Here is a 24,597-nt window from a genome sequence, read left to right on the forward strand (position 1 = left end):
TCATGATTCCTCCATTATTTTTTGTAGTTATAAAAACCTTTTCCTGTTTTATTTCCTAACCATCCTGCTTCTACATATTTTTTAAGTAGTGGTGCTGGACGATATTTAGAATCATTAAATCCGTCATATAACACGTTCATAATAGCTAAACACGTATCTAGTCCAATATAGTCTGCTAATGCTAAGGGTCCCATCGGATGGTTTGCGCCGAGTGTCATTGACTCATCAATTTCTTCAGCTGTAGCAACGCCTTCACCTAAAACAAATATTGCTTCATTAATCATTGGAATTAAAATACGGTTTACTGCAAATCCTGGTGAGTCTTTAATATCAATTGATACTTTTCTCATTTTACTTGCTACATCTAAAATAGATTTTGCTGTTTCATCACTTGTTGCCATACCATGGTTAATCTCAACTAATTTCATCAGTGGTACTGGATTAAAGAAATGCATTCCGACTACTTTTTCTGGTCTACTTGTTACTGAAGCGATTTCAGTAATTGATAAAGAAGATGTGTTTGTGGCTAAAATTGTATGTTCTGGTGCAATCGCGTCTAACTGTTTAAAAATATCTAATTTAATTCTTTTATTTTCTGTTGCAGCTTCAATAATCAAATCAACGTGTTTTGCATCATCATAAGATGTTGATAGTGTGATTCTATCTAAAATTTTTGTTACTTCATCTTCTGTTTTAGAGCCACGTTTAACTGATTTTGCTAAAAACCCTTTAATTTTTTCCAAACCGTTTTGTGTTGCTTCTTCCGTTATGTCATTCATATAAACATCGTAGCCAACTGTTGCTAAGACTTGAACAATACCATTTCCCATTTGTCCTGCGCCGACAACCATTACCTTTTTAATCTCCATTTTTATACGTCCTTTACTTTACATTTTATTATCTATCCACGGTTTTGCTATGATACGTCTTAATCGATTAGATGATGATCCATATATCGCTGTAATTTTTGCATCTCGTACAAATCTCTCGATATCATTGTTTCGCATATAACCATAACCACCACTCATATTTATAATACTTTCTGTTGCATCAATTGCTAAGTTAGATGCAGTTAATTTGGTCATCGCGACCATGCGTTCATCTTGTTCTTGCTCAGAATTAATTACCTGTATCAGTAAAGACCTAGCAGAATAAATTCCTGTTTCAATATCTGCTAGCTTAAATTGTGTAGAGGTCATATCGATTAAGCGTTTTCCTAAATTTCTATCATAAGACACATATTTCAATCCTCTATCAAGTGCTCCTCCTGCGATTCCTAAGGATTGTGCTGCAACTGCTAGACGGTTTCGATTTAAAATAGATTGAATCTGAACTAATCCATCTGTTACGCCACCTAATAACTGCTTATCTGATACTTCAACATTTTGTAAGGTCACACTGGCAACAGGGAGTGCTTTAATCCCCATCTTTTCTTCAAGTTCACCGACTTTTATGCCATTGGTCTTTTTATCAATGACAAACACAGCATAGCCTTCATCGCCATCAAGACTCATAGTTTTAGCCGCAATCAGTAACACACTGGCAATAGGAGAATTTGAAATATAATCTTTGTTTCCTGATAATACCCAACCTGTTTCTGTTTGTCTGGCAATCGTATTCATTTCTTCAATTTCGCTACCTGTAATAGGTTCATTTAAAGCAAAACAGCCATAAAACTCACCAGTTAATGCTTTATCTAAGTACTGTTTCTTTTGTTCTTCTGTTCCAAATTGTGAAATAGGCCAAGCACAATGACTTTCTTGTGTGAGCAGAATACTACCAAGTGCTGGAAAATTTTTAGAGACTAGCCGAATAACGCTTAAGTAATCATGATAGGTAAGATTATTTAACTGTTTATATAAACTTGGCAAAATATTCATTTGAAATAAATGTTTCATCTGTTCTTCTGGAAATTTATCTACCGTATCGTAATATCTTGCTACTTTTGCTAATTCTTTATGAGAGTAATTCATCACTTGTTGCACTAGCTCATGTCTTTTTTCCATTGTGCTTACCCCTTTACTTCACTTAATTAACCACGCTTAACAACTAAAGCGATACCTTGTCCGCCACCGATACATAGAGTTGCTAATCCATTTTTCGCATCACGTTTTTTCATTTCATGTAGTAATGTTACTAAGATACGTGCACCACTTGCTCCGATTGGATGTCCTAGAGCAATTGCGCCACCATTAACGTTTGTAATGTCTTCATTTAATCCTAATTCTTGCATCACACTCATTGCTTGAGATGCAAACGCTTCATTTGATTCCACTAAATCTAAATCTTCCACTGTTAAACCAGCTTTTTCTAATGCTTTTTTAGTTGCAGGGATAGGACCTGTTCCCATAATTGTTGGATCAACACCTGCTGAGGCATATGATTCGATTGAAGCTAAAACTTCTAGGCCTAACTCATCTGCTTTTTCACGTGACATTAATACTAGGATTGCTGCACCATCATTCACGCCAGATGCGTTACCCGCTGTAACAGTGCCATCTTTTTTGAAGGCTGGACGTAAGTTTGATAATTTTTCTACAGTAGAACCAAAACGTGGGAATTCATCATCTTTAAAGATAACTGGTTCACCTTTACGTTGTGGAATTTCAATTTCAACGATTTCTTCTTTAAAGCGTCCTGATGTAACAGCTGCTTCTGCTTTATTTTGACTTTTTGCAGCAAATTCATCTTGTTGTTCTCTTGTAAAGCCAAATTTTTCTGCAATGTTTTCTGCAGTGATTCCCATGTGGATTCCGTGGAAAGCATCTACTAAACCATCTGATAACATTGTATCGATTACTTTAGCATCTCCCATACGTTTACCCCAACGTTCACTTTCTAAAACATAAGGTGCTTGACTCATACTTTCAGTCCCACCAGCAACAACAATCTCATTGTCACCTAACATGATAGATTGAGCAGCAAGAACAACTGTTTTTAATCCTGAACCACAAACTTTATTAATAGTGAAGGCTGATTTTTCTTTAGGAATGCCAGCGTTTATTGCGACTTGACGTGAAACGTTTTGTCCTAACCCACCTGATAAAACATTTCCTAAAATCACTTCGTCAACTAATGATGGATCTAAATTAATATCTTTTAAAGATGCTTCTAATACTTTTTTTCCTAATTCAACGGCTGACATATTTTTAAGACTTCCACCAAAACTTCCAATTGGACTTCTTCTAGCTGATACGATTACTACTTCTTTCACTTATATTTCCTCCTATAGCGCCAATTAATAAAGCGCTTCATTTACACTTATTATTTTATATCGAAACATAACAAAAATCTAACAAGTAAATATAATTTATACTATTAGTTAAACTAATAGACTTTAAAAATCTTATTAAACAAGGTTTTTATAGACTCTTTCATTAAATATTAGCATAATAAGTATAATTTTCTTTTAACATTTGATAATTTTATATTTTAATAAAAAAAACATGAATCAAAAAGAGTCATGTTTCTACAAAATTAAATCATTGGTTGATAAAAGTAACTAAGAATGGATTCATATACTTTACTTTCAACTTCAGAATAAGTCGCTTTTATCGGTCTACAAAGTAATACATTAAACGGAATTGGATCCTTAAATGGAATCTCCTTAAACAACGTTTTATCCATTGTTCTCTCAATTGGAGAAGGTAGAATTGTAACAATTTTAGATTCTTGAGTTGCTTCTACTAAATAGTCCCATGAAGAGGATTGAAACATAATTTTTGCTTTACTTTTTATTTTTGCTAATTTATTTCTAACCAATTCATTTGTGGTAAAACTCTCATTGAAAGTTCCAATCGGATAAGGTTCTAAATCTTCCCAGTTCAACATTTTTTTATAAGCAAGCGGATGATCATGATACACAAATGCCGTCATTTCATCAATCTGAATGACATGTTCTTCAAATGCTTTAGGATCTAAACTTGTTGGCTCAATTAAAATAGCATAGTCTAAATCATTTTGAAATAGCATTTTTCTTAATTGGTTACTCCCACCTTCAATGATTTCAATTTGAATATCTGGATTGGCTAGAGTGAATTTCGGGAAAAACGAAGAAAAGAAAATACGTAAAATCAGCGAAGGAAGCCCTATACGAATCGTTCCTTTTTGTTTTGCTGCTTCTTTTCTTACCATATCATTCATTTGCTCATGTAACTTAGTAATTTGTTGAGCGTAAGCATATAATTTCTCTCCACTTGGCGTAAGAGAATCTAAACGACCGTTTTTTCGATAAAACAAAACCAATTCCTCATTGGCTTCAAAATTTATAATCAACTGACTCAATGCAGATTGTGTAATATGAATTTTTTTTGCTGCTAAAGACAAATTACAACCACACTCGACAATATTCATAAAATAATATAACTGTTGAATATCCATGCTGTTAACCCCTTCTAGCTTCTTTCTTTTAAGAATACTCATACGCTAAATAAAAATCAACATAAAAGCGTTTGTCCGACAAAAAAAGCTACTAAATCCATGACTAATTTAGCAGCTTATACTCTATTTAATTCAAAAGTTTGTGATAATTGGAAAATTAATAATTAAAAATTAAACGAAAGCTCCTTGTCCAGTTAAGTAACGCCCAACAATTAGTGCGTTAATTTCGTGAGTTCCTTCATAAGAGTAAATTGCTTCACCATCAGCGAAGAAACGAGCTACGTCAGTTTCTAATGTAATCCCGTTACCACCACATACTTCACGACCTAAAGCAACTGTTTCTCTCATTCTTAAAGCATTATGCATTTTAGCCAATGCAGAGTTTTCTTCTAAGAATTCACCTTGTTCTTGTAAGTTAGCTAATTGTGCAGAGTAAGCTAATGTTGCGACAACGTTTGCTTCCATACGAGCTAATTTTTCTTGAACTAATTGGAATGAAGAAACTTTTTTACCAAATTGGTCACGCTCTTTAACATATTTAAGTGCAGCTTCTAATGAACCATAAGTCATACCCATTGCTAAATGAGCGATGTCCGCACGTGTTGCGCGTAAAATACGAGCAACATCTTTAAATCCATTAACATTTTCTAAGCGAGTGCTGTCGTCAACTTCAACGTTATCTAAATAGATATGACCATTTTGTACTTCTCTTAAAGCAACTTTATTTTGGATAACATCAACTCTAAGTCCTTTTGAACCACCAGGTACGATGAAACACTTAATTTTGTTATCAGCTGTATCACGAGCAAAAATTGGTAAGATATCAGCAGTGTTTGCTCCACCAATCCAACGTTTTTCTCCGTTGATAACCCATTTGTCGCCTTTTTTCTCAGCAGTTGTTGCAAGTCCACCAGCAATATCTGACCCATGATCTGGTTCAGTTAAACCAAAACATCCTTGCCATTCAAATGACGCCACTTTTGGTGCGTAATGAGCGATTTGTTCTTCACTACCACCCATTAAGATTGTGTTGTAGCATAATCCACCATGAACTGTATAGAATGTTGCGATTGAAGCGTCTAATTTAGCAAGTTCTAAATATAAAAAGGCATTATATAATTCACTTGGTTTACGTTTTCCTTCACGTCCTTCAAATAATAATGGACTGTTCATTACACCAACTTTAGCAATTTCACCAAATGCTTCAAATGGGAATTCAGCTTTTTCCCAGTGCTCATTAATAACTGGTTTTACTTTTTCTTCTAGAACTTTTCGTAAATTTTTAAGAACAGTGAATTCACCTTCAGTCAACCCTCTTGAAAAGGCATACAAATCTAACGGATAAAACTCTTTCAATTCTTCTAAATATGACATGTTGTGTTCCTCCAAAAATTTATTTTTTGTTATTTCCTACTTACAATCAAATAATAATCCGTTTTCACGAACATTGCTACTTAACAAAAATTATGTAAACTATTAGTTTTATTAATACTTTTATAAAGCCTTTACATTATTTAGTTTTTGCTCTTTATTCTATGATAAGAGTTGCCTTTTTTTTAGATTATAATAATTATCAAATAATAACAATTACTTGTAAACGGATTATTTTATGTTATGATAGACATATAAAATAGCATTGGAGGAATAGATAATGAGTTTTGATTTTACAGACAGAGGACAAAAACCAGTAGTAGAAAACGTTGAAGAATGGACCTTGGCAAATGACAATTACCGTACAACTGTATGGACAGGCAAAAAAATGCAAATGACTTTAATGTCCATTCTACCTGGGGATGATATTGGTTTAGAAGTCCACCATGGTATTGACCAATTTTTACGTATTGAAGAAGGAAAAGGGTTATGCAAAATGGGAGATACTGAAGATAATTTAACATTTGTTAAAGAAGTTTCTGATGATGATGCCATTTTTGTTCCAGCAGATATGTGGCATAATGTTGAAAACATTGGTGATAAACCATTAAAACTTTATACTTTATACGCTGGTCCAGATCATTTACCTGGAACCGTTCATCCAACTCATCAAGATGCTATTGATGACCCTAATGAAGACTAAATAATATAAAACAAATGCCACAGCGAGCAACTCACTGTGGCGTGTTTTTTATTAATTTTAAGCAAAAAAAAATAGGCTTAACACCTATATAAAATCAGACACATGGTGGCACCAACTTAGTGCTGCTTCCTTCCAGATCTGACACGCTTCATCGGTCCACCATTGTCCTAGCCATAACGGCATGTATTATTGTACAACATTTTTTAATAGATTACTAGTCTTTTTTGCTTCTTTCTTTCTTTTTCTTATTTCTTTAAAAAAATGGGTTAATATTGTACTACATTCCTCTTCTAAAATTCCTTGTTCGACGTAACACTCATGATTAAAGCGACTATCTTGCAATAAATTCATCAAAGAACCTACTGTGCCACCTTTTGGATCCATCGCTCCAAAATAAACGTTTTCTATCCTCGATAAAAGAATTGCTCCGCTACACATTGGGCAAGGTTCAAGAGTGACAAACAAGTGAGCTTTTTCTAATCGCCAGCTCTCCACTTGTCTGTTTGCTTCTCTTATAGCAATCATTTCGGCATGTGTTGTAGCATCTTGTGAAAATTCACGTACATTATGTCCACGCCCTATGATTTTCCCATCCAAAATAACTACCGCTCCAATAGGAACTTCCCCCATCATATTAGCTTTTTTAGCCTCTAATAAGGCTTCATTCATATAATATTTTTTTTCTTGTTCTGATAATTTATTTAACTTCTCTAACATTTTTTAACCCCTCTATAAAAGATGTTTTTAAACTTTAGTTTTATGTTAGAATAACTTTAACATAAAATAAAGGATGATTTAATTTGAATAGACAACTACTTCAAACTCTTTTTCCTAATGGTTATTTCAACTCAGCGTATCACAAAGAATCAACTAAGTTGATAATTCCTATTGATAATGAATTCTTTTACATTTCAAAACAAGACATCTCACCTAGGGAAGAAACCCTACTAACTGAACTATTAATCAAACAACCCTTAACAAAAAAAATTGGCGGTCATCTTTGGTATGATTATTTATTTAATCAAGCTGAAATCCCTACTTCACCTGACTATTATCGTATCATTCAGATTAAAATAAGAAAAGATTCAGTTAATAAAAAATCTTGGCTTACTCATTTGTCAAAGCTATTTGATTCTATCGTTGATTCGTTTTTTATTGATGAAACGTCCGCTATTTTAATTGAAAAACGAACCTCTGTTTCCTATTCTTTTCAAGATATTAAAGCTATGCTTCTAACTTTGGAAAGTGAATTTTTGATACAAACAACAGCTTTTATTGGTCAATTTTATCAGATCTCTCCAGAATTCATTACCTATTTTAAAGAAGAAAAAATAATTTTTAATAAATTTGTTTATAATTATCATCCAAATGATGTTTTCAGTTTTGAAGATGTCGCATTAGAATATCTAACCAAAAAAGCCATTAAGGAAAGCCCCTTAATGACTAAATTATACACATCGACTATTTTTGATAAAGATACTATTCTAATGATTAAAACATTATGGAATGAAAAAGGTAATATTACCTCCAGTGCCAAGAAGCTCTATACTCATCGAAATACTTTACAATATAAACTTGATAAGTTTTCGGAACAAACAGGTATTTCTCTCAAAAATATGACTGAACTAACGCTATGTTACTTATGGATACTGTCGCTCTAGTTTCTATTATTATTTCCAAATAATAAAAATAGACGTAATACTTGTAAGAGTGATGCTACAGCTGCTGCGACATAAGTTAATGCAGCGGCCGTTAGTACTTTTTTTGCCATAACTAATTCATCATCTTCTAAAATATGATTTTCACTCAATATAGCTAATGCTCGCCGTGAAGCATTGAACTCTACCGGTAAGGTCACAACTTGAAAAAGAAAAGTTAAAGCAAAACACCATAACCCTATCGTCACTAATGCTGGTGTGGCACTAAAAAATATGGCACCAATTAAAATTAATGGAATAGATAGTTTAGCGCCAAAGTTAACGACTGGAACCATCGCAATCCTTAATTTTAATGGAGCATAATGTTTTTGATCTTGAACAGCGTGTCCACATTCATGGGCGGCGACACCAATCGCTGCAACTGACCTTGAATCTGCTACAGTTTGTGATAAACTAAGTATTTTCGTACTTGAATTGTAATTATCCGTCAAGTCTCCTGATATCTGTTGTACACCAACATTATAGATACCAGAGTCTTGTAAAATCAAACGAGCAACATCTGTTGCTGTGTACCCTTTTCTATTCATCACTTTGTCAAATTTTCGGTAAGTGCTATTCACATAACTAGATGCTACCATTGATAATAACATACCAATAATCACCAATATATAGGTGCTATCAAAAAATGGATAAAACATATTTCTATACCCCCTTATTATTGTCTCAATAACATTGTAACAGATTTTATAAAAAACATTTATAAAATAAATCAAATTTAGTAGTAGAAATCCTCTACTTAACAGTGTTTTAATAAATTCTTAATATTCTACATGGGTATTTTTGTTAAGTAGATTTTTTATACAAAATAAGGTATCTTTATAAGGTAAGGTTATTTTGAATCCTAATAACCACGTGACTATTATAAATAAAACTCATATGAAAGGAATACATCTATGCGTGAACTTCTAGATACTCCCACTCAGAGACGACTTCACATACTTGAACAACTTAATGAAGTCTCTAATTGGATTAGCTCTAATGAACTGGCAAAAAGTAATAATGCCTCATTAAGAACGATAAATAATGATGTGAGTTATTTAAAAGAAAATTGGTACCCACATCTACTCATTGAAACATCTAAAAAAAATGGGGTGCGTTTACAAACACAACCCAGTAGTCATATTGAGGTAGTTTATCGATACGTCCTAAAAAATTCAGAAGCTTTTCGTTTAATCGAATCTGTTTTTTTTGACACCACACTTAGTATAGAAAAATGGGGTGAAAAGCTATTTATCAGTGAATCTTCCTTGTATAGAATCACAGGGGATGTTTCAAAATCATTAAAAAAATATGGACTTACTCTCGAAAAAAAACCGTGTCGCGTGATTGGGAAAGATGAGTTTTTTGTTCGATTTTTCTATACAAATTATTTTTTCGAAGCATATCAAATTAATGAGTGGCCTTTTCCTTCTGATAAGAAAAAAACCATTCAATTTGTGAAAGATATTGTAGAGTATTTTAATGAAGAGGTCTCCGAAAAAGACCTGCTACTTATTAGTTATCTTCTTTGCATATCACTAACTCGTCAAAGCCAAGAATTTTTTATCGAAGGATATGACAAAAATATCTTTACAAAAGAGATGTATCACTCACTCAATCGCAATGCAAACGACTTAGCTAATATTGCTAAAGACTATGGCTTATTAATTAACGATCAACTCATCTATGATTTGATGTTTTCCTTGTATTACCATTTAATTAATTGGCATTCTGAAGAGGAATATCTACACGTTACAAAAGAAATTAAGCACTTAATGAAAAATATTCGAAATGTGTTTGATTTCACTCTAACCAATCAGTTATCTGATAAAATTGAGAATTCAATGAAACATACTTATTTAAAACATACAATCTATCCCTATCCAAATTATATTATTTTTAATAAAAAATTTTATAACGCTATAGCGATAAAAAAATTATTTCCTACCATGGCACTCGTGATTGAACAAGAATTAATCAAATTAGAAAAATCAACTGACTTCCCATGGTATACTGATTATTTTTATGAAGTACTTTGTACAATTATGATTCAATGGACGGACTTACCAACATTATTAGAAAATAAAAAACAAAAAGCTAAAATTCTTGTTATGAGTAGCCTAGGGTATGACCATTCAGACTTCTTATCTAAAATGATTCAAAAAAACTTTGTTAACAAAGCTATCATTGAAGCATATACACAATCTGTTATTTTTATTGATGATATTCCAAAAGAATATTTTCAATCTTACGATATTATTATTAGTACATTTGACTCTGAAATATTGCCGCAAGATAAATTAGTTGTTATTGATGATATTCCATCAAATTCCGATTGGGGGACAATCCGGCGAGCAATTAACAATACTCATCAACTAGATGAAAAAGTAGTCACTTACTTAAATAATAATTATTACTAGGAGTTTTATACATGTTAGATTTTGTTAATGCTATTTTAATCAACTTGTCTATCATCGTTAGTACTGCATTGACTCTTTATTTCCTATCTGTTAGACAATCTTTGACAGATAATCAAGTTGATTCAGATTTTATGAATCATACCGGTCACCTTTTGCTATCTAAAAACCATCAGATTTTTTTAGGAATCATTGTAGGCATACTCTGTTTTTTTATTTCATTAAACAAAATACCCGTTCCTTTATATGGTGGAATCAGCGTTGATGTTAGATATTTGCCCATCTTTTTTTCTATTTATTATGGTTCAACATTAATAGGAGTATTTAACGGTGGCACACTGATTATTTTAAAACTAATCCAATACAGCCTTAGAAGTGCACATATGTATGAAATTTTTAATAATATTTTTCTGACTATTTCACTCGTTATTTTAGCTACTATCATAAAGAAACAACATTTTTCACAAAAAAAATCAGTATTAATTTTTCTTGTCGTAGCCTTGTCAATTCGATTAGGGACATTTTGTATCCTTTTTTCTCCACCTACGTCGATTAAAGTATTAATTAATGTTTTATCATACATTATGATTTTTTCATTAGTCTTTTTATTTACAGCATGGTTAATTGATTCATCTATCTCAATTTCCAAAACAATTCATGTTTATCGAACGTCATCAATTTATGACCATCTTACAAAGTTATACAATAAAGAATCATTCTATTTTTTCTTAGATCATGTTTACCATGATTTAATTATGAACCAAGCAACTTGTGGAGTTGCCATATTAGATATTGATAATTTTAAACAAATCAACGATCACCATGGTCACTTAGCTGGAGACCAGGTTTTAATTCATATTGCTAATCTATTAACACTAGATAAGCCATCTTTAGAATCTCCTAGAATTTGTCGAATCGGAGGAGATGAATTCGCGATGATCTTTAAATCACCTATAATTCAGCCTGAAGAGTTTATCGAAAAAAAATTAATACAAATAAACCAAACTCCTTGTATTTATGAAAACTTAACGATTCCAATAGAAATATCTTGTGGTTTAGCTATTATTAAAAAAACAAGTATTAAAAATAAAAATTTTAGTACTGAAGATATGTTCAAATTAGCTGATAGCATGCTTTATAAAGCAAAAAAAATTGGAAAAAACCAACTCGTTACAACTTATCGAACTATTTAAAAAGCTTTAAAAATGGGTACTCCAATTTTAAAGCTTTTATATTAACTTAAAAGAGGGAAATTGTATGAATTATTATGACCAACATTTACATACTCATCATTCATTTGACTCGGAAGAATCATTTGAAAATTATTTAAACACTTACTCACCTGACTTTTTCGTTACAACTGAACACCTAGATTTAAAGAACCCCTGTGTCAATGGCAAAGACAGTATTCCTGATTACCACCTATACAATGAAGAAATTAACCGCCTGTCTCTTAACACTCATACCAATCTTCTCAAAGGAATAGAAATAGGTTATGTCAATACTCAAGCTACATTACTTAACGATTTTCTAAAAGGCAAAGAATACGACGTTATTTTACTTAGTATTCACCAAAATGGCGTATTTGATTATATGGATGACGATGTTTTAACATTAGATACAGATGTTTTAATCAGTGATTACTATTCTAGAATGTTAGATGCTGTTAAATCAGCTAAATTTGGTAATATCTTGACACACTTTGATTATGGTGTGAGGCGACTTAATTTATCCGTTAATGAGTTTAGACTAATAGCTGAACCTTATTTAGTTAATATTTTTAAAAACATCATAGAAAAAAATATTGCCTTTGAACTAAATGCTAAAAGTTTTATCAAATATGGTAACAAAGAGCTTTATGAATATGCGATTCCTTTATACATCTCTTTAGGAGGAAAATTATTCACTTTAGGATCTGACGCCCATGTTGCAGAAGATTATGAATTAGGATTTAAAGAAATGAAAAACTTATTAATTAAAAACGGCATCTTTGAATTAGCTGTCTATCAAAAGCAACAACTAATTATGGTAAACATATAAAAAACGGCAAACATTCAAGAACCATATGAATGTTTGCCGTTTCTTCTATTTGTCTTTTCTTGCTCTTAATGCTGATAAAATAGACACAGTATCCACTACTTCTTGCAACATGGCACCGATTAGTGTCGGAATAATTCCTAAACTAGCAATAAGCATCAAGATAACACAAATAAAAATACCAATCAACACTGATTGCTTTGCTATCTTCATTGTATTTTTGGATATGTCTATCGCATCTGTCACTTTGGACAAATCATCTTTTAAAATAACAGCATCTGCACTTTCACTAGCAGCGCTTGAACCATGAGCCCCCATTGCTATTCCAACATCTGCCATTGCAAGAGCTGGTGCATCATTCATCCCATCTCCTACCATAATAGCTGGAGAATTGGTTTGCGTTAATTCTTTAATGATGTCTATTTTTTCTTGTGGTAAACATTTTGCATGAATTTCTATGATACCCACGATATCCCCAACTTTTTTTGCTATTTGTAGATTATCTCCTGTAATCATTAAAATACGATTGATGCCTAATTGTCTTAATCGTTTAATTGTTTTTTGTGATTCAGGCCGAACAATATCTTCAAATTCGATGTTTCCAACGTATTTATCATCAATAGATACATAAACTGCCGTATTCTCAGTTGTAGAGTGTATAGTGTCAGCTACATAGTTAGCTTTTCCCACTTTAACTAATTGATCCTTTATCTTTCCTTGTACACCTTCACCCGTCACTTCTTTCAATTCTGTCACATCCAACAAATCAATTCCCTGTGATAAAGCATATAATACTAAAGAACGTGCTAAGATATGAGTTGATTCTTGTTCAATACTCGCTGCCAATTGGATAAGTACTTTATCTGATAAAGTATCTTTAATACTTGTAATCCTATAAACATCTAAACTTCCTTCGGTTAATGTCCCAGTTTTATCAAAAGCAATACTTTGCGCATCAGATAATTTTTCAATTGTTGTTCCTGTTTTAACTACAACGCCATGTCGACTTGATCGACTCATACCTGCTACAAGTGCTATAGGTGCTGCTAAAATCAATGGACAAGGTGATGCAACAACCAATACTTGAGCAAATCTTACAGGATCTTTTGAAATAAACCATGCTACACCACCAATTAAATAAGAAATAATTGTAAAAGGAACAGCATATCTATCAGCCAAACGGACAAAATTTGCTGGCTTAGATTCAGATTCTTTGACTAATTTTACAATCGTTTGATACTGACTATCAGCAGCAATCTTTGTCACTTTAAATTTAATTGCCACGTCCCCATTAACAGAACCCGACATAACACTATCATTCACTTTTTTTTCAATGAATCTTGACTCACCTGTCAATGAGGATTCATCAAAAGAGGAGATTCCCTCGATAATTGTTCCATCTACTGGAACAATTTCTCCAGGTTTTACTAAAATCACATCCCCTACCTTCACTTCTTCCACGCGATAATCTACCAACTTATTATTTTCTACTTTATGAGCAATTTGAGGCGTATTATCAAGTAGTGTTTTTAGTTCTTTCCCAGCTTGACCTGCTGCATAATCTTCCAAACTATCCCCACCAGTTAACATCACTAAAACCATTAAACTTGCCCAATATTGCCCAACGGCCAGAGTAGCAACAATAGCAGTAATAGCTAAAATATCCACACCATATTTTCCTGATTTTAGGGTTTTAATCATGCCAATAAACATAGAAATAGTTGTCATACCACCAATAACTATAACAATCCAATATGCTACCATAGACTGATGACATACAAATTCAGCAATCAACGCTATGACACCTGAAAAAATAGTTAATAAAAACTTCCTCAAATTTGTCATATTAATTCTCCTATCATTAGTCTTTTATCATATTTTATCACTAATGTCTTTAATCAAATAAAAATAATACTTAAATGAGAAAAGTAATCATTTAAATGTTGAAAAGCCATAGAATCTTCTTATTTTTTTAGTGATTGAGTGATAATTTTCTTATACAATAACGACTGACTATAAAAAGGAAGTGACACAATGTTAACAAGCTATTCAACCATTCTCGTTCTATTCATCATTATCTCATTAGGTTATTTTCTATCAAAAAAGGGAATTTTTACCAAACAAGTTGGAACAGCCTTATCATTTTTTGTTATTAATTTTGCCTTACCTTTAGAAATATTTCTTCGTATCACTCGTGATTTTACCAAACAAAGACTCCTTTTATTATTCAAAGACTCCTTTTTTCCAGTATTAACGATTAGTTTAGTATTTGTTATCGGATATTTGATTGCTCACCTATTAAACATTGCTAAACATCAAATTGGAGCCTTTACTCTGTGCTTTTCATCTCCTAGTGCAGCATTTATTGGTTTACCAATTATTTTAGGCTTATACGGTGATAAAGGTCTACCTTATGCTTTATTAGCCTATATTGTGACTAGCGTATCTACCTGGACAATTGGCGTGATGTTGCTTAACCACGATAGTAATCTTACCTCGAGTAAACATAATGCTTTTGATATCAAACGAACAGTAAAAGAATTATGCAGTCCTCCAATAATAGCCTTTTTAATCGCCAGTATGTTTGTTTACTTTAATATTCCAATTCCTTCAATCGCTACCTCTTTATTTGGCTATATTGGGGAAACAACTTCTACCTTGGCAATGCTATACATTGGGACAACCATCTATGAAACCGGAATAAAAAATTTAACTTTTTCAAAAGAAACTGTTGGAATTTTAATAGGACGTTTTGTCGTTTCCCCATTAGTAGTCATACTACTAGCAACTTTCTTTCATCTTCCCCCAATAGTGGGAGCAGTTTATTTGATTCAATTTAGTATTCCTGTATCAAATACCGTGGCAATACTAGCTGGTGAAAAACAAATAGATGTCAGTTTTACAGATGCCTCATTAACCTATTCTTTATTTGCTTATCTTTTAGCATTTCCTATCTTAATGAAGTTAGTATCTATCTTTTTTTAATCAAAAAACCAGCTACTTTTATTATAAGTAACTGGTTTTTTATTATTTTTGTACGTATATCGCTAAAGATTGATAGGGCTGAATATCTAACTCTTTTTCTATTGTTTCACATGCCACATTACTAATTAAAATATTTCCAGAAAAAAATTCATCTGGGATAGTCACGTTAATTGGGGCATCAGAAAAATTATTTAGCACAAGCAATGAATCCGTTTCGTAACGACGAATGTATCCATAAATACGACTATTTTCAACCTCAAATGGTTCATAATTTCCCATTGAGATAACCTGATATTCTTTCCTTAATTGAATCAGTTGTTGGTAAAAGGAAAAGATACTGCCATTTTTCAATTCATTTTCAACTGTAATATCATCATATTTACCTATAGATAACCAGGGCTCTTGTTTGCTAAATCCAGCATAGTCCGTACTATCCCACTGCATAGGTGTTCTAGAGTTATCTCTAGACTTATGTTGAATGACTTCGATGGCTTCATCATGACTTAATCCATCTTCTAATAACTGAGTATACGCATTATGGGTTTCAACATCTTGATAAGAAGTCAACTTATCAAATTGAGGATCTAGCATACCAATTTCTTCTCCCATATAAACATAAGGTGTCCCTCGGTTTAAATGAATTGCTGCTGCTAACATTTTTGATCCACGTACACGATATTTTTCCCAATCAACAAAACGATTAATAGCGCGCGGTTGATCATGATTATTCCAAAACAAGGCATTCCAACCATTACCTTTACTCATACCTGTTCCCCATTCATGAAGCGTTGATTTTAGTTCGTTAAAATCATATGGCATGATAGTCCATTTTTTTCCATCTTTATAATCAACTTTCAAATGATGGAAATTGAAAATCATACTTAACTCTTCTCTTTCAGGTACAGTATATAAAATGCCGTTTTCAATAGTAGTTGAACTCATTTCCCCTACAGTAATAATAGATGGATCTTTTCCAAACGTTTCGCGGTTCATTTCATGAATAAAAGTATGCGCGATTGGTTTGTCCGTGTACTCAGCTTTTCCAATCATATCAGTCGCATCTTTTAATACATCATCTTTTCCAATGACATTAATAACATCAAATCGTAACCCTTTTACACCTAAATTTGTCCAGAAATCAACGACTTTATATAATTCTTTTCTAACATTTGGATTTCGCCAATTTAAATCAGCTTGTGTTTTATCATATAAATGTAAAAAGTAATCATCGGTCTGACCAAATCGCGACCAGGCATTTCCACCAAATTTTGACTCCCAATTTGTCGGTTCACTTCTTAATATAAAGAAATCTTGATAATAAGTATCACCATTCACTGCTTTTTTAAACCACTCATGTTCAATTGAAACATGATTTAGTACCATATCAAGCATGATTTCTATATTTCGTTCACGTGCTTTTTTTACTAATTCTTTAAAATCATCTTCTGTTCCAAAAACAGGATCAATCGCAATGTAATTGGAAATGTCATAGCCATTATCCTTTTGTGGACTTGGATAAATAGGGTTCAACCAAATCATATCTATTCCTAACGTTTCTAGATAGGGTAATTTTTCAATAATTCCTTGTAAATCACCCACTCCATCACCATTTTTATCATAAAATGATTTTGGATAAATTTGATAAATTACTTTATCCTTAAAACTCAATGAGGCCACTTCCTTTACTAAATCGATTTTACTTGTAAAATACTGGTGTCTTTATTTACGTAACCATCTTTTATAATTGGATCTACTTGATAACTATCTGAATTTGTAATCACAATTTGTGTTTGGGTTAAGAATCCTGATTCTTTAATGCCCTCAATATCAAAATCTAATAATAAATCACCGACAGTCACTCTATCACCTTGTTTGACATGTGTTTCAAAATATTGACCATTTAAATTGACAGTATCTAATCCCACATGAATTAACATGTCAATGCCATGATCATCTGTAATCCCAATGGCATGTTTACTTGGAAAGACTAAACTAATTGTTCCGCTCATTGGAGCATAAACATGACCTTCACTTGGTTCAATCACAACACCTTGTCCCATCGTACCTTGTGAGAATACTGGATCTTTTGATTCAGTAATTGGTGCCATATCTCCTATCAATGGCGCATAAACTGTTACGACTTCACTGACTACTTTTTCAGGAGCAACCGGCCCACTTAAACTAACGTCTATTGGTGAAATCGCTTCTCCTACTCTATCCAACTGATTAAAAATACCTGCTCTTCTAAAGAACAAGGTTAAGACGAATGGGACTGCCACAGCGATGATCATTCCGATAAAGAATACACCGTAATATTTTGGCACAATCGCTAAAATACCTGGTAATCCACCCACTCCAATTGATAGGGCTCTAACACCAAATAACGTCACAAACAAACCAGCAATTCCACTACCAATCATTGCCGCAACAAATGGGTACATATATTTTAAATTAATCCCAAACATCGCAGGTTCTGTTACACCTAACCAAGCTGAAATAACTGATGGAACAGATACTTGTTCTTCTTTTTTATTTCCTCTATGAGCATAAACAACAGCTAAAACAGCTGCCCCTTGAGCAATATTTGATAAACAAATCATTGGCCAAAGATTGGTTGAGCCAAAATCTGCTACTAGTTGTTGATCAATTGCTAAGGTTGTATGGTGTAATCCTGTAATAACAAGTGGGGCATAAAAAGTACCAAACACCGCTGCAAACAGCCAATTTAATGATGATGTTAAACCTGTATTAACCACTGTTGAAATAGCTGAACCTATTTTCCAACCAATTGGCCCTAAAATTAAATGAGCTGCTAAAATAGTTGGTAATAAAGCAAAAAACGGAACAAATATCATTGAAACAGCTTCTGGAATATGTTTTCTTAAAAATCGTTCCAGATATACTAACATAAATCCTGCTAACATCGCTGGAATAACTTGTGCTTGATACCCAATTTTATCCATTGTAAAGAAACCAAAATCCCAACTCCAATTAGCTGCAATATCTGCCGCACTTGTTGAGTTTACTGCATAGGCATTTAAAAGTTGTGGAGAAACCAATGTAATCCCTAAAACAATCCCTAATATTTCAGTTCCTTTCATTTTTTTAGCAATACTCCATGTAATTCCTACTGGTAAGAAATGGAAAATCGCTTCACCTGGTAACCATAAAAATCCATTAACTCCATTCCAAAAAGTAGATGACTCTGTAATCGTTTTACCATTTAAAAATCCCATCGGAACAGCTTCTAAAATATTTCTAAAACCTAAAATTAATCCTCCAACAATAATTGCTGGCAATAATGGCGTAAAAATTTCCGCTAGAACAGTTACTGCACGTTGTAGCATGTTTTGATTTTGTTTTGCTGCTGATTTAATTTCCTCTTTTGTTCCACCTTGAATACCTGAAATAGACATAAATTCTTGATAAAATGTTGGTACTTCATTCCCAATAATGACTTGGAACTGTCCAGCATTTGTAAAAATCCCTCTCACACAAGAAATATCTTCAATCTTATCTTCCTGTGCTTTTGATGGATCGTTTAACACAAACCTCATACGTGTGGCACAATGTGTGACTGCGGCAATATTTTCTTTACCACCAACATAGTCTAGTAATAATAATGCATCTTGATTAAATTTTCCCATCTTCTTTCTCCTTTCACTTGTACATACAAGTTATCTTAAATAAAATATACACCCTCCTCACCACTTTGTAAAGCGCTAACACATTTTATTTATTTTTCATTATTCCAATTCACATCATTTTGTCATAAAAAATCTAATAAAATAGCTTATTTTCACTATAACTGTACACTTATATAGTCAAATACTAACAAGCTATCAATTTAATGATTGATTTATTAAAATTCTTTCATAATTAAAACGCTTTTATTTTTTTCTTTTATACTAACTTGTATAGTTGTTCATACAAGTTTAATTGAAGGGGAAAATAGGAATGAAAGCATATGAGGTTATTTACCAATCAATAGAAAATAGTATTTTAAGAGGAGAATTTTTACCTGGAGATTATTTACCTAGTGAAAATCAATACGTGAAACAATTTAAAGTATCTAGAGATACTATAAGAAAAGCATTAAATCTTCTTATGACTAACGGTTATATTCAAAAAATACATGGAAAAGGGTCGCTTGTTTTAAAACGAGAACAGTTAAGATTTCCTATATCTGGATTAACAAGCTATAAAGAATTGCAAAATGCTTATGGTTATCAAAGTATTACGAACGTTATTTTCTTAGAAAAAATCATTATTGACAAAAAACTTGAATCACTCACTGGATTTTCTGTAGGAGAACAAGCATGGAAAATGATTCGAACTCGTGAAATTGATAAACAAAAAATTATTTTAGATACGGACTATCTTTTATGTCGATTTATTCCTACTCTCACAAAAGAAATCGGTGAAGACTCTATTTATAAACACATCGAGAAAGACTTAAATTTACAAATTTCATTTGCGGAAAAAGAAATTCGCGTAGTGAAATTAAATCAAGAAGAAAAACAATACCTTGATTTAAATCCTCAAGATACCAATATTGTTTCCATTCAAAGTCGCGTCTTTTTAGCTAATGCAGAACAATTTCAATATACAGACAGCAGGCATCGTGTGGACAAATTTTTATTTTATGACTTTGCTAGAAGAAATCCCTCAACTATATAACAAATCAAAAATCACCCACTAGATAACTCTAATGGGTGATTTTGGGTTTTATTCAGATTTTTCTTTTGTTTCTTCTTTTTTCTCTTCTTTAGGTTTTTCAATCATTGCTTTACGTGAAGCATTAACGCGTCCTTGACGGTCAATTTCTGTCACTTTCACAAGGATTTCATCGCCTAATTTAACCACATCTTCTACTTTATTCACACGTTCATGTGAGAATTGAGAAATATGCACTAACGCATCTTTTCCTTTAAATAAGTTAACAAAAGCACCGAATTTTTCAATTCTTACAACTTTAGCTAAGTATACTTGTCCCACTTCAACTTCACGAACTAAGTCTTTAATGATTTCAATCGCACGGTTGATTTTATCTTGATCTTGATGAGCAATACTTACATTACCATCTTGATCGATATCAATTTTAACATCAGTTTCTTCGATAATTTTATTGATGGTTTCGCCACCTTTACCGATAACATCTTTAATTTTTTCAGGTTTGATTTGAATCATTTCAATCTTAGGAGCATATTTACTTAACTCTTTACGAGGTTCAGCAATTGTTGATGTCAATTCAGCTAGTATTTCCATACGTGCTTTTTTCGCTTGAGTTAAAGCTTCTGTTAAGATAGCCTCTGTAATTCCTTCGATTTTAATATCCATTTGTAATGCTGTAATACCATCTTTTGTTCCGGCAACTTTAAAGTCCATGTCACCCAAGTGGTCTTCCATACCTTGTATATCTGTTAAGATAGTGTAGTTATCCCCATCCATTACAAGTCCCATTGCAATACCCGCAACAGGTGCTTTGATTGGAACACCAGCATCCATTAAGGCTAAAATTCCTGCACAGATACTTGCTTGAGAAGAAGATCCATTTGATTCTAATACCTCTGAAACCACACGAATCATATATGGAAATTCTTGTTCATTTGGAATAACTTGTGCCATCGCACGTTCACCTAATGCACCATGTCCGATTTCACGACGACCTGGTGATCTCATTGGTCCAGTTGAACCAACTGAGTATTGTGGGAAGTTATAGTGATGGATGAATCGTTTACTTTCTTCCACACCTAATCCATCAATAATTTGATGTTCGCCAAGTGGTGCTAATGTACAAACTGATAAAGCTTGCGTTTGTCCACGAGTAAATAATCCTGAACCATGAACACGAGGTAAAATTCCTACTTCAGATGATAACGGACGGATTTCGTCAATTTTACGACCATCAGGACGGACTTTTTCAACTGTAATCAGACGACGAACTTCATTTTTTTCCATGTCTTCTAAAATTTGACGTACTTCTTTCATCCATTTAGCAGACTCTTCGTCTTCAGCAAATTTTTCTTCGTAAACAGCAATCACTTCATCTTTTAAAGCTGAAATATTGTCTTCACGAGCTAATTTTTCTTCTGTTTGAATGGCTTGTGTCATACGAGGCATATATGTATCATTGATTTCTGTTTCTAGCTCAGCGTCAACTTGTAATAACTCGATTTCCATTTTTTCTTTGCCAATTTCATTGGCAATTTCTTCTTGGAAAGCCACTAAACGTTTGATTTCTTCATGACCAAATAACAGTGCACCTAACATATCTTCCTCAGATACTTCTTTTGCACCACTTTCAACCATATTAATCGCATCTTTTGTTCCAGCTACTGATAATTCAATCGTTGTTTGTTCTGCTTGTTCAACAGTTGGGTTGATAACATACTCACCGTCAACAAAACCAACTTCAACACCAGCAATTGGGCCATTAAATGGAATATCAGATACACATAGAGCTAAAGATGAGCCTAACATTGCTGCCATTTCAGGTGAGCAATCTTGCTCAACACTCATAACAGTGTTCGTAATTTGAACTTCATTACGGAATCCTTCAGCAAACATTGGACGGATTGGTCTATCAATTAAACGAGCAGTTAATGTTGCTGTTTCACTTGGACGGCCTTCACGTTTAATGAATCCTCCTGGTACTTTTCCAACAGCATACATTTTTTCTTCATAATTAACTGTTAGTGGGAAAAAATCAACATCTTTCGCTTGTTTTGAAGCTACAGCGACACTTAATACCACCGTGTCACCATATCTTACTAACACTGCTCCATTTGCTTGCTTGGCTAATTGTCCGATTTCAACAGATAATGGACGGCCTCCCCAAGTTGTTTCAAAAACACGTTTTTCACTATGCACTATAATTTTTCTCCTTTGCATACTCGAGGTGAACAGACTACTAAACAAATATCAATCATCTCAAAAATTTAAGAAAACTCATATTTGCATAGTAGACAATCAGCTCATCCTCGGTTTTTTATTAAAAGAAAAGCGAGATCAAAACGACCTCACTTATCCTCCTATTTTTGACTCAATTGATTAACGACGTAAGCCTAAACGTTTGATTAATTCACGGTAACGTTGAACATCATTTTTACGTAAGTAAGCTAATAAGTTACGACGGTGACCAACTTTTTTCATTAATCCACGGTATGAATGGTGGTCTTTTTTATGCACGTGTGCATGCTCGTTTAATGCATTAATTTCTGCAGTTAAAACAGCGATTTGTACTTCTGGAGAACCAGTATCTCCTTCGTGACGTGCGTATTCTTTAATGATTTCGTTCTTGCGTTCTTTTGAAATTGCCATGTCTTTCACCTCTTCTATATTATTTCCCCAAAACTGAGTATATCGTTGGTGATTCGATGTACCAAGTAATAGGCATGTGACGATTTATCACACAATGGTACTTTACATGATTTTTAGCATAAAAGCAACTGTTTCATACACTTAATTCTCGTTTTATTTATCTTTTTTGTACCAATCATAATGAAATATTCCGTCTCTATCTTTTCGCTCGTAAGTATGTGCACCAAAATAATCTCTTTGTGCTTGAATAATGTTGGCTGGTAAGTCTTTTGAGCGGTATGAATCATAATAAGAAATCGCCGAAGACAAGCTTGGTACTGGTACACCTAGTTTAACAGCTAAAGAAACAACTTCTCTTATATCACGTTGGTATTCTGATACAATACTTAAAAAGTAGTCATCTAACATTAGATTTTTTAGTGTTGGATTCTTTTCATAAGCATCTGTGATTTTTTGTAAAAATTGTGCACGTATAATACAGCCCTCACGAAATATTTGAGCGATTTCTCCATAGTTTAATGACCAATTGTATTCATTACTTGCCATCATCATTTGTGAGAATCCTTGTGCGTAACTCATAATCTTACTAAAATATAAGGCTCTTCTGACTTTTTCTATCATGACGTTTTTATCTATGTTTTTATCTATGTCTATATCAGCATCTGGTCCTGGTAAAATACGACTTGCCTCGCATCGCTCTTCTTTTAAAGCTGACATAAATCTAGCAAAAACTGCTTCTGTTACAAGAGGTAATGGAACACCTAAATCAAGTGCATTCTGACTGGTCCATTTCCCAGTTCCTTTATTGCCTGCTTTATCTAGTATGTGTGTGACGATGTAATCTTGCGTGTCTAAATCATCTTTCTTCATTAATAGTTCAGATGTAATCGTCATTAAGTAGCTGTTTAGTTCGCCATCATTCCAAGAATTAAAAATTTGAGAAATTTCTTCTATATTAAGACCCAATCCTTTAGATAAAATATCATAACTTTCAGCAATCAGCTGCATATCACCATACTCAATACCGTTATGAACCATTTTAACAAAATGTCCAGCCCCGTCTGGTCCAATATAAGACACACAAGGTTTTCCATCACGAGCTTTAGCTGCGATATCTTCAAACAAAGGTTTAATTAAATCATATGCTTCACGTTGACCACCTGGCATGAGTGATGGTCCGTTTAGTGCCCCCTCTTCTCCACCAGACACACCTGAACCTACAAACTTAATTCCAAACTCTTTCAAGTAATTACTTCGTCTGAGTGTATCAGTATAATGAGTATTTCCTCCATCAATCAGTACATCATCTTTATCTAAATAAGGTACTAACTGCTCAATGATAGTATCTGTTATCTTTCCAGCAGTTACCATCAGCATTATTTTTCGAGGTGTTTCAATTGATTCAATAAAAGAGTCAATTGTTTCAAATCCTTTAATGTTTTTTTCTGGATGATTTTTTAAAAACTCATCTGTTTCATGATAAAAATGACTGTAAACGGACACGCTATATCCTTTCCCTTCACTATTTAAAGCCAAATTTTTTCCCATAACACCTAATCCGACCATACCAAACTGCTGCTTACTCATTTAATCAATTGCCTCCTGTAGCTTTTTCCATTAGTTATAAATCCTTTAAAATAATAACATAACTGATTTAGTTTCTTAGAAAAATATGAAAGTTTTC

20 protein-coding genes and 1 other RNA gene are annotated in these 24,597 nt (G+C 33.0%); 7 read left to right on the forward strand and 14 right to left on the reverse strand.

Annotated features, from left to right (window positions below):
* Window positions 1–14: 14 nt before the first annotated feature.
* The 5 genes from MN581_RS06120 to MN581_RS06140 form a co-directional block, all read right to left on the reverse strand.
* Window positions 15–869 carry a 3-hydroxybutyryl-CoA dehydrogenase gene (locus MN581_RS06120; RefSeq protein WP_117973222.1) on the reverse strand — a complete coding sequence of 285 codons (855 nt, stop codon included), beginning with the start codon at window positions 867–869 and terminating at the stop codon, window positions 15–17.
* Between the two features lie 18 nt (window positions 870–887).
* Window positions 888–2,006: an acyl-CoA dehydrogenase family protein gene (locus tag MN581_RS06125; protein ID WP_241699412.1), complete on the reverse strand. Its 1,119-nt coding sequence runs from the start codon at window positions 2,004–2,006 to the stop codon at window positions 888–890.
* Between the two features lie 26 nt (window positions 2,007–2,032).
* Entirely contained in the window at window positions 2,033–3,214 is a 1,182-nt protein-coding gene (locus MN581_RS06130) for an acetyl-CoA C-acetyltransferase (RefSeq protein WP_117973224.1), read from the reverse strand.
* Window positions 3,215–3,477: 263 nt separating this feature from the next.
* Complete coding sequence (locus MN581_RS06135) at window positions 3,478–4,380, reverse strand: LysR family transcriptional regulator (RefSeq protein WP_117973225.1); 903 nt, start codon at window positions 4,378–4,380, stop codon at window positions 3,478–3,480.
* A gap of 171 nt (window positions 4,381–4,551) precedes the next feature.
* A complete protein-coding gene (locus MN581_RS06140; RefSeq protein ID WP_117973226.1) occupies window positions 4,552–5,754 on the reverse strand; it encodes an acyl-CoA dehydrogenase family protein in 1,203 nt (400 codons plus the stop codon).
* A 277-nt stretch (window positions 5,755–6,031) separates the two neighbouring features.
* Between MN581_RS06140 and MN581_RS06145 the strand changes: the two genes are divergently transcribed.
* Window positions 6,032–6,454 carry a cupin domain-containing protein gene (locus MN581_RS06145; RefSeq protein ID WP_117973227.1) on the forward strand — a complete coding sequence of 141 codons (423 nt, stop codon included), beginning with the start codon at window positions 6,032–6,034 and terminating at the stop codon, window positions 6,452–6,454.
* A gap of 79 nt (window positions 6,455–6,533) precedes the next feature.
* Here MN581_RS06145 and ffs read toward each other — a convergent pair.
* Both ffs and tadA read right to left on the reverse strand, forming a co-directional pair.
* Window positions 6,534–6,633: signal recognition particle sRNA small type (gene ffs, locus MN581_RS06150), an RNA gene on the reverse strand.
* Between the two features lie 7 nt (window positions 6,634–6,640).
* Window positions 6,641–7,171: a tRNA adenosine(34) deaminase TadA gene (tadA, locus tag MN581_RS06155; protein ID WP_117973228.1), complete on the reverse strand. Its 531-nt coding sequence runs from the start codon at window positions 7,169–7,171 to the stop codon at window positions 6,641–6,643.
* An 83-nt stretch (window positions 7,172–7,254) separates the two neighbouring features.
* On the opposite strand from tadA, the gene MN581_RS06160 reads away from it, so the two are divergent.
* On the forward strand, window positions 7,255–8,115 hold the full coding sequence (locus MN581_RS06160; protein WP_117973229.1) for a helix-turn-helix domain-containing protein: 861 nt from the start codon (window positions 7,255–7,257) through the stop codon (window positions 8,113–8,115).
* Here the strand turns inward: MN581_RS06160 and MN581_RS06165 are convergent.
* Window positions 8,112–8,810, reverse strand: coding sequence for a zinc metallopeptidase (locus MN581_RS06165; protein ID WP_117973230.1), 699 nt, complete (start codon window positions 8,808–8,810; stop codon window positions 8,112–8,114). The genes MN581_RS06160 and MN581_RS06165 overlap by 4 nt on opposite strands.
* Window positions 8,811–9,065: 255 nt before the next feature.
* Here MN581_RS06165 and MN581_RS06170 point away from each other — a divergent pair, with 255 nt between their 5' ends.
* From MN581_RS06170 to MN581_RS06180, 3 genes are all read left to right on the forward strand, one after another.
* Window positions 9,066–10,571 carry a helix-turn-helix domain-containing protein gene (locus tag MN581_RS06170; RefSeq protein ID WP_117973231.1) on the forward strand — a complete coding sequence of 502 codons (1,506 nt, stop codon included), beginning with the start codon at window positions 9,066–9,068 and terminating at the stop codon, window positions 10,569–10,571.
* Between the two features lie 11 nt (window positions 10,572–10,582).
* Window positions 10,583–11,761 (forward strand): GGDEF domain-containing protein, encoded by a 1,179-nt coding sequence (locus MN581_RS06175; protein ID WP_241699413.1) that lies wholly within the window; start codon window positions 10,583–10,585, stop codon window positions 11,759–11,761.
* A gap of 64 nt (window positions 11,762–11,825) precedes the next feature.
* Window positions 11,826–12,608 (forward strand): PHP domain-containing protein, encoded by a 783-nt coding sequence (locus tag MN581_RS06180; protein WP_241699414.1) that lies wholly within the window; start codon window positions 11,826–11,828, stop codon window positions 12,606–12,608.
* A 45-nt stretch (window positions 12,609–12,653) separates the two neighbouring features.
* Here MN581_RS06180 and MN581_RS06185 read toward each other — a convergent pair whose 3' ends face one another.
* Window positions 12,654–14,450 carry a heavy metal translocating P-type ATPase gene (locus MN581_RS06185; RefSeq protein ID WP_241699415.1) on the reverse strand — a complete coding sequence of 599 codons (1,797 nt, stop codon included), beginning with the start codon at window positions 14,448–14,450 and terminating at the stop codon, window positions 12,654–12,656.
* A gap of 189 nt (window positions 14,451–14,639) precedes the next feature.
* Between MN581_RS06185 and MN581_RS06190 the strand changes: the two genes are divergently transcribed.
* A complete protein-coding gene (locus MN581_RS06190) occupies window positions 14,640–15,590 on the forward strand; it encodes an AEC family transporter (RefSeq protein ID WP_241699416.1) in 951 nt (316 codons plus the stop codon).
* Between the two features lie 42 nt (window positions 15,591–15,632).
* Here the strand turns inward: MN581_RS06190 and treC are convergent, their stop codons facing one another.
* The gene (gene treC / locus MN581_RS06195) at window positions 15,633–17,258 is read right to left on the reverse strand and encodes an alpha,alpha-phosphotrehalase (RefSeq protein ID WP_241699417.1); all 1,626 of its coding nucleotides are present in this window, start codon (window positions 17,256–17,258) and stop codon (window positions 15,633–15,635) included.
* A 17-nt stretch (window positions 17,259–17,275) separates the two neighbouring features.
* A complete protein-coding gene (treP, locus tag MN581_RS06200; RefSeq protein ID WP_241699418.1) occupies window positions 17,276–19,237 on the reverse strand; it encodes a PTS system trehalose-specific EIIBC component in 1,962 nt (653 codons plus the stop codon).
* A 310-nt stretch (window positions 19,238–19,547) separates the two neighbouring features.
* Here treP and treR point away from each other — a divergent pair, with 310 nt between their 5' ends.
* On the forward strand, window positions 19,548–20,270 hold the full coding sequence (gene treR / locus MN581_RS06205; protein ID WP_117973238.1) for a trehalose operon repressor: 723 nt from the start codon (window positions 19,548–19,550) through the stop codon (window positions 20,268–20,270).
* 48 nt (window positions 20,271–20,318) lie between these two features.
* On the opposite strand, the gene pnp is transcribed toward treR, so the two are convergent.
* From pnp to gndA, 3 genes are all read right to left on the reverse strand, one after another.
* Window positions 20,319–22,484, reverse strand: coding sequence for a polyribonucleotide nucleotidyltransferase (gene pnp, locus MN581_RS06210; protein ID WP_241699419.1), 2,166 nt, complete (start codon window positions 22,482–22,484; stop codon window positions 20,319–20,321).
* A gap of 159 nt (window positions 22,485–22,643) precedes the next feature.
* Complete coding sequence (gene rpsO / locus MN581_RS06215; RefSeq protein WP_071457431.1) at window positions 22,644–22,913, reverse strand: 30S ribosomal protein S15; 270 nt, start codon at window positions 22,911–22,913, stop codon at window positions 22,644–22,646.
* A 153-nt stretch (window positions 22,914–23,066) separates the two neighbouring features.
* Window positions 23,067–24,500, reverse strand: coding sequence for an NADP-dependent phosphogluconate dehydrogenase (gene gndA, locus MN581_RS06220; protein ID WP_241699420.1), 1,434 nt, complete (start codon window positions 24,498–24,500; stop codon window positions 23,067–23,069).
* Window positions 24,501–24,597 lie beyond the last annotated feature (97 nt).

It is taken from the genome of Vagococcus sp. CY53-2 (assembly GCF_022604695.1).
Classification (GTDB): Bacteria; Bacillota; Bacilli; order Lactobacillales; family Vagococcaceae; genus Vagococcus.

What these genes read in the sequence shown, in the direction of transcription:
- MN581_RS06185 (WP_241699415.1), bottom strand. Translation starts at nt 14,450, where the DNA reads ATGACAAATTTGAGGAAGTTTTTATTAACTATTTTTTCAGGTGTCATA.
- tadA (WP_117973228.1), bottom strand. Translation starts at nt 7,171, where the DNA reads ATGTTAGAGAAGTTAAATAAATTATCAGAACAAGAAAAAAAATATTAT.
- pnp (WP_241699419.1), bottom strand. Translation starts at nt 22,484, where the DNA reads ATGCAAAGGAGAAAAATTATAGTGCATAGTGAAAAACGTGTTTTTGAA.
- MN581_RS06140 (WP_117973226.1), bottom strand. Translation starts at nt 5,754, where the DNA reads ATGTCATATTTAGAAGAATTGAAAGAGTTTTATCCGTTAGATTTGTAT.
- MN581_RS06190 (WP_241699416.1), top strand. Translation starts at nt 14,640, where the DNA reads ATGTTAACAAGCTATTCAACCATTCTCGTTCTATTCATCATTATCTCA.
- MN581_RS06175 (WP_241699413.1), top strand. Translation starts at nt 10,583, where the DNA reads ATGTTAGATTTTGTTAATGCTATTTTAATCAACTTGTCTATCATCGTT.
- MN581_RS06170 (WP_117973231.1), top strand. Translation starts at nt 9,066, where the DNA reads ATGCGTGAACTTCTAGATACTCCCACTCAGAGACGACTTCACATACTT.
- rpsO (WP_071457431.1), bottom strand. Translation starts at nt 22,913, where the DNA reads ATGGCAATTTCAAAAGAACGCAAGAACGAAATCATTAAAGAATACGCA.
- MN581_RS06125 (WP_241699412.1), bottom strand. Translation starts at nt 2,006, where the DNA reads ATGGAAAAAAGACATGAGCTAGTGCAACAAGTGATGAATTACTCTCAT.
- MN581_RS06180 (WP_241699414.1), top strand. Translation starts at nt 11,826, where the DNA reads ATGAATTATTATGACCAACATTTACATACTCATCATTCATTTGACTCG.
- MN581_RS06135 (WP_117973225.1), bottom strand. Translation starts at nt 4,380, where the DNA reads ATGGATATTCAACAGTTATATTATTTTATGAATATTGTCGAGTGTGGT.
- treP (WP_241699418.1), bottom strand. Translation starts at nt 19,237, where the DNA reads ATGGGAAAATTTAATCAAGATGCATTATTATTACTAGACTATGTTGGT.
- gndA (WP_241699420.1), bottom strand. Translation starts at nt 24,500, where the DNA reads ATGAGTAAGCAGCAGTTTGGTATGGTCGGATTAGGTGTTATGGGAAAA.
- MN581_RS06145 (WP_117973227.1), top strand. Translation starts at nt 6,032, where the DNA reads ATGAGTTTTGATTTTACAGACAGAGGACAAAAACCAGTAGTAGAAAAC.
- treR (WP_117973238.1), top strand. Translation starts at nt 19,548, where the DNA reads ATGAAAGCATATGAGGTTATTTACCAATCAATAGAAAATAGTATTTTA.
- MN581_RS06165 (WP_117973230.1), bottom strand. Translation starts at nt 8,810, where the DNA reads ATGTTTTATCCATTTTTTGATAGCACCTATATATTGGTGATTATTGGT.
- MN581_RS06120 (WP_117973222.1), bottom strand. Translation starts at nt 869, where the DNA reads ATGGAGATTAAAAAGGTAATGGTTGTCGGCGCAGGACAAATGGGAAAT.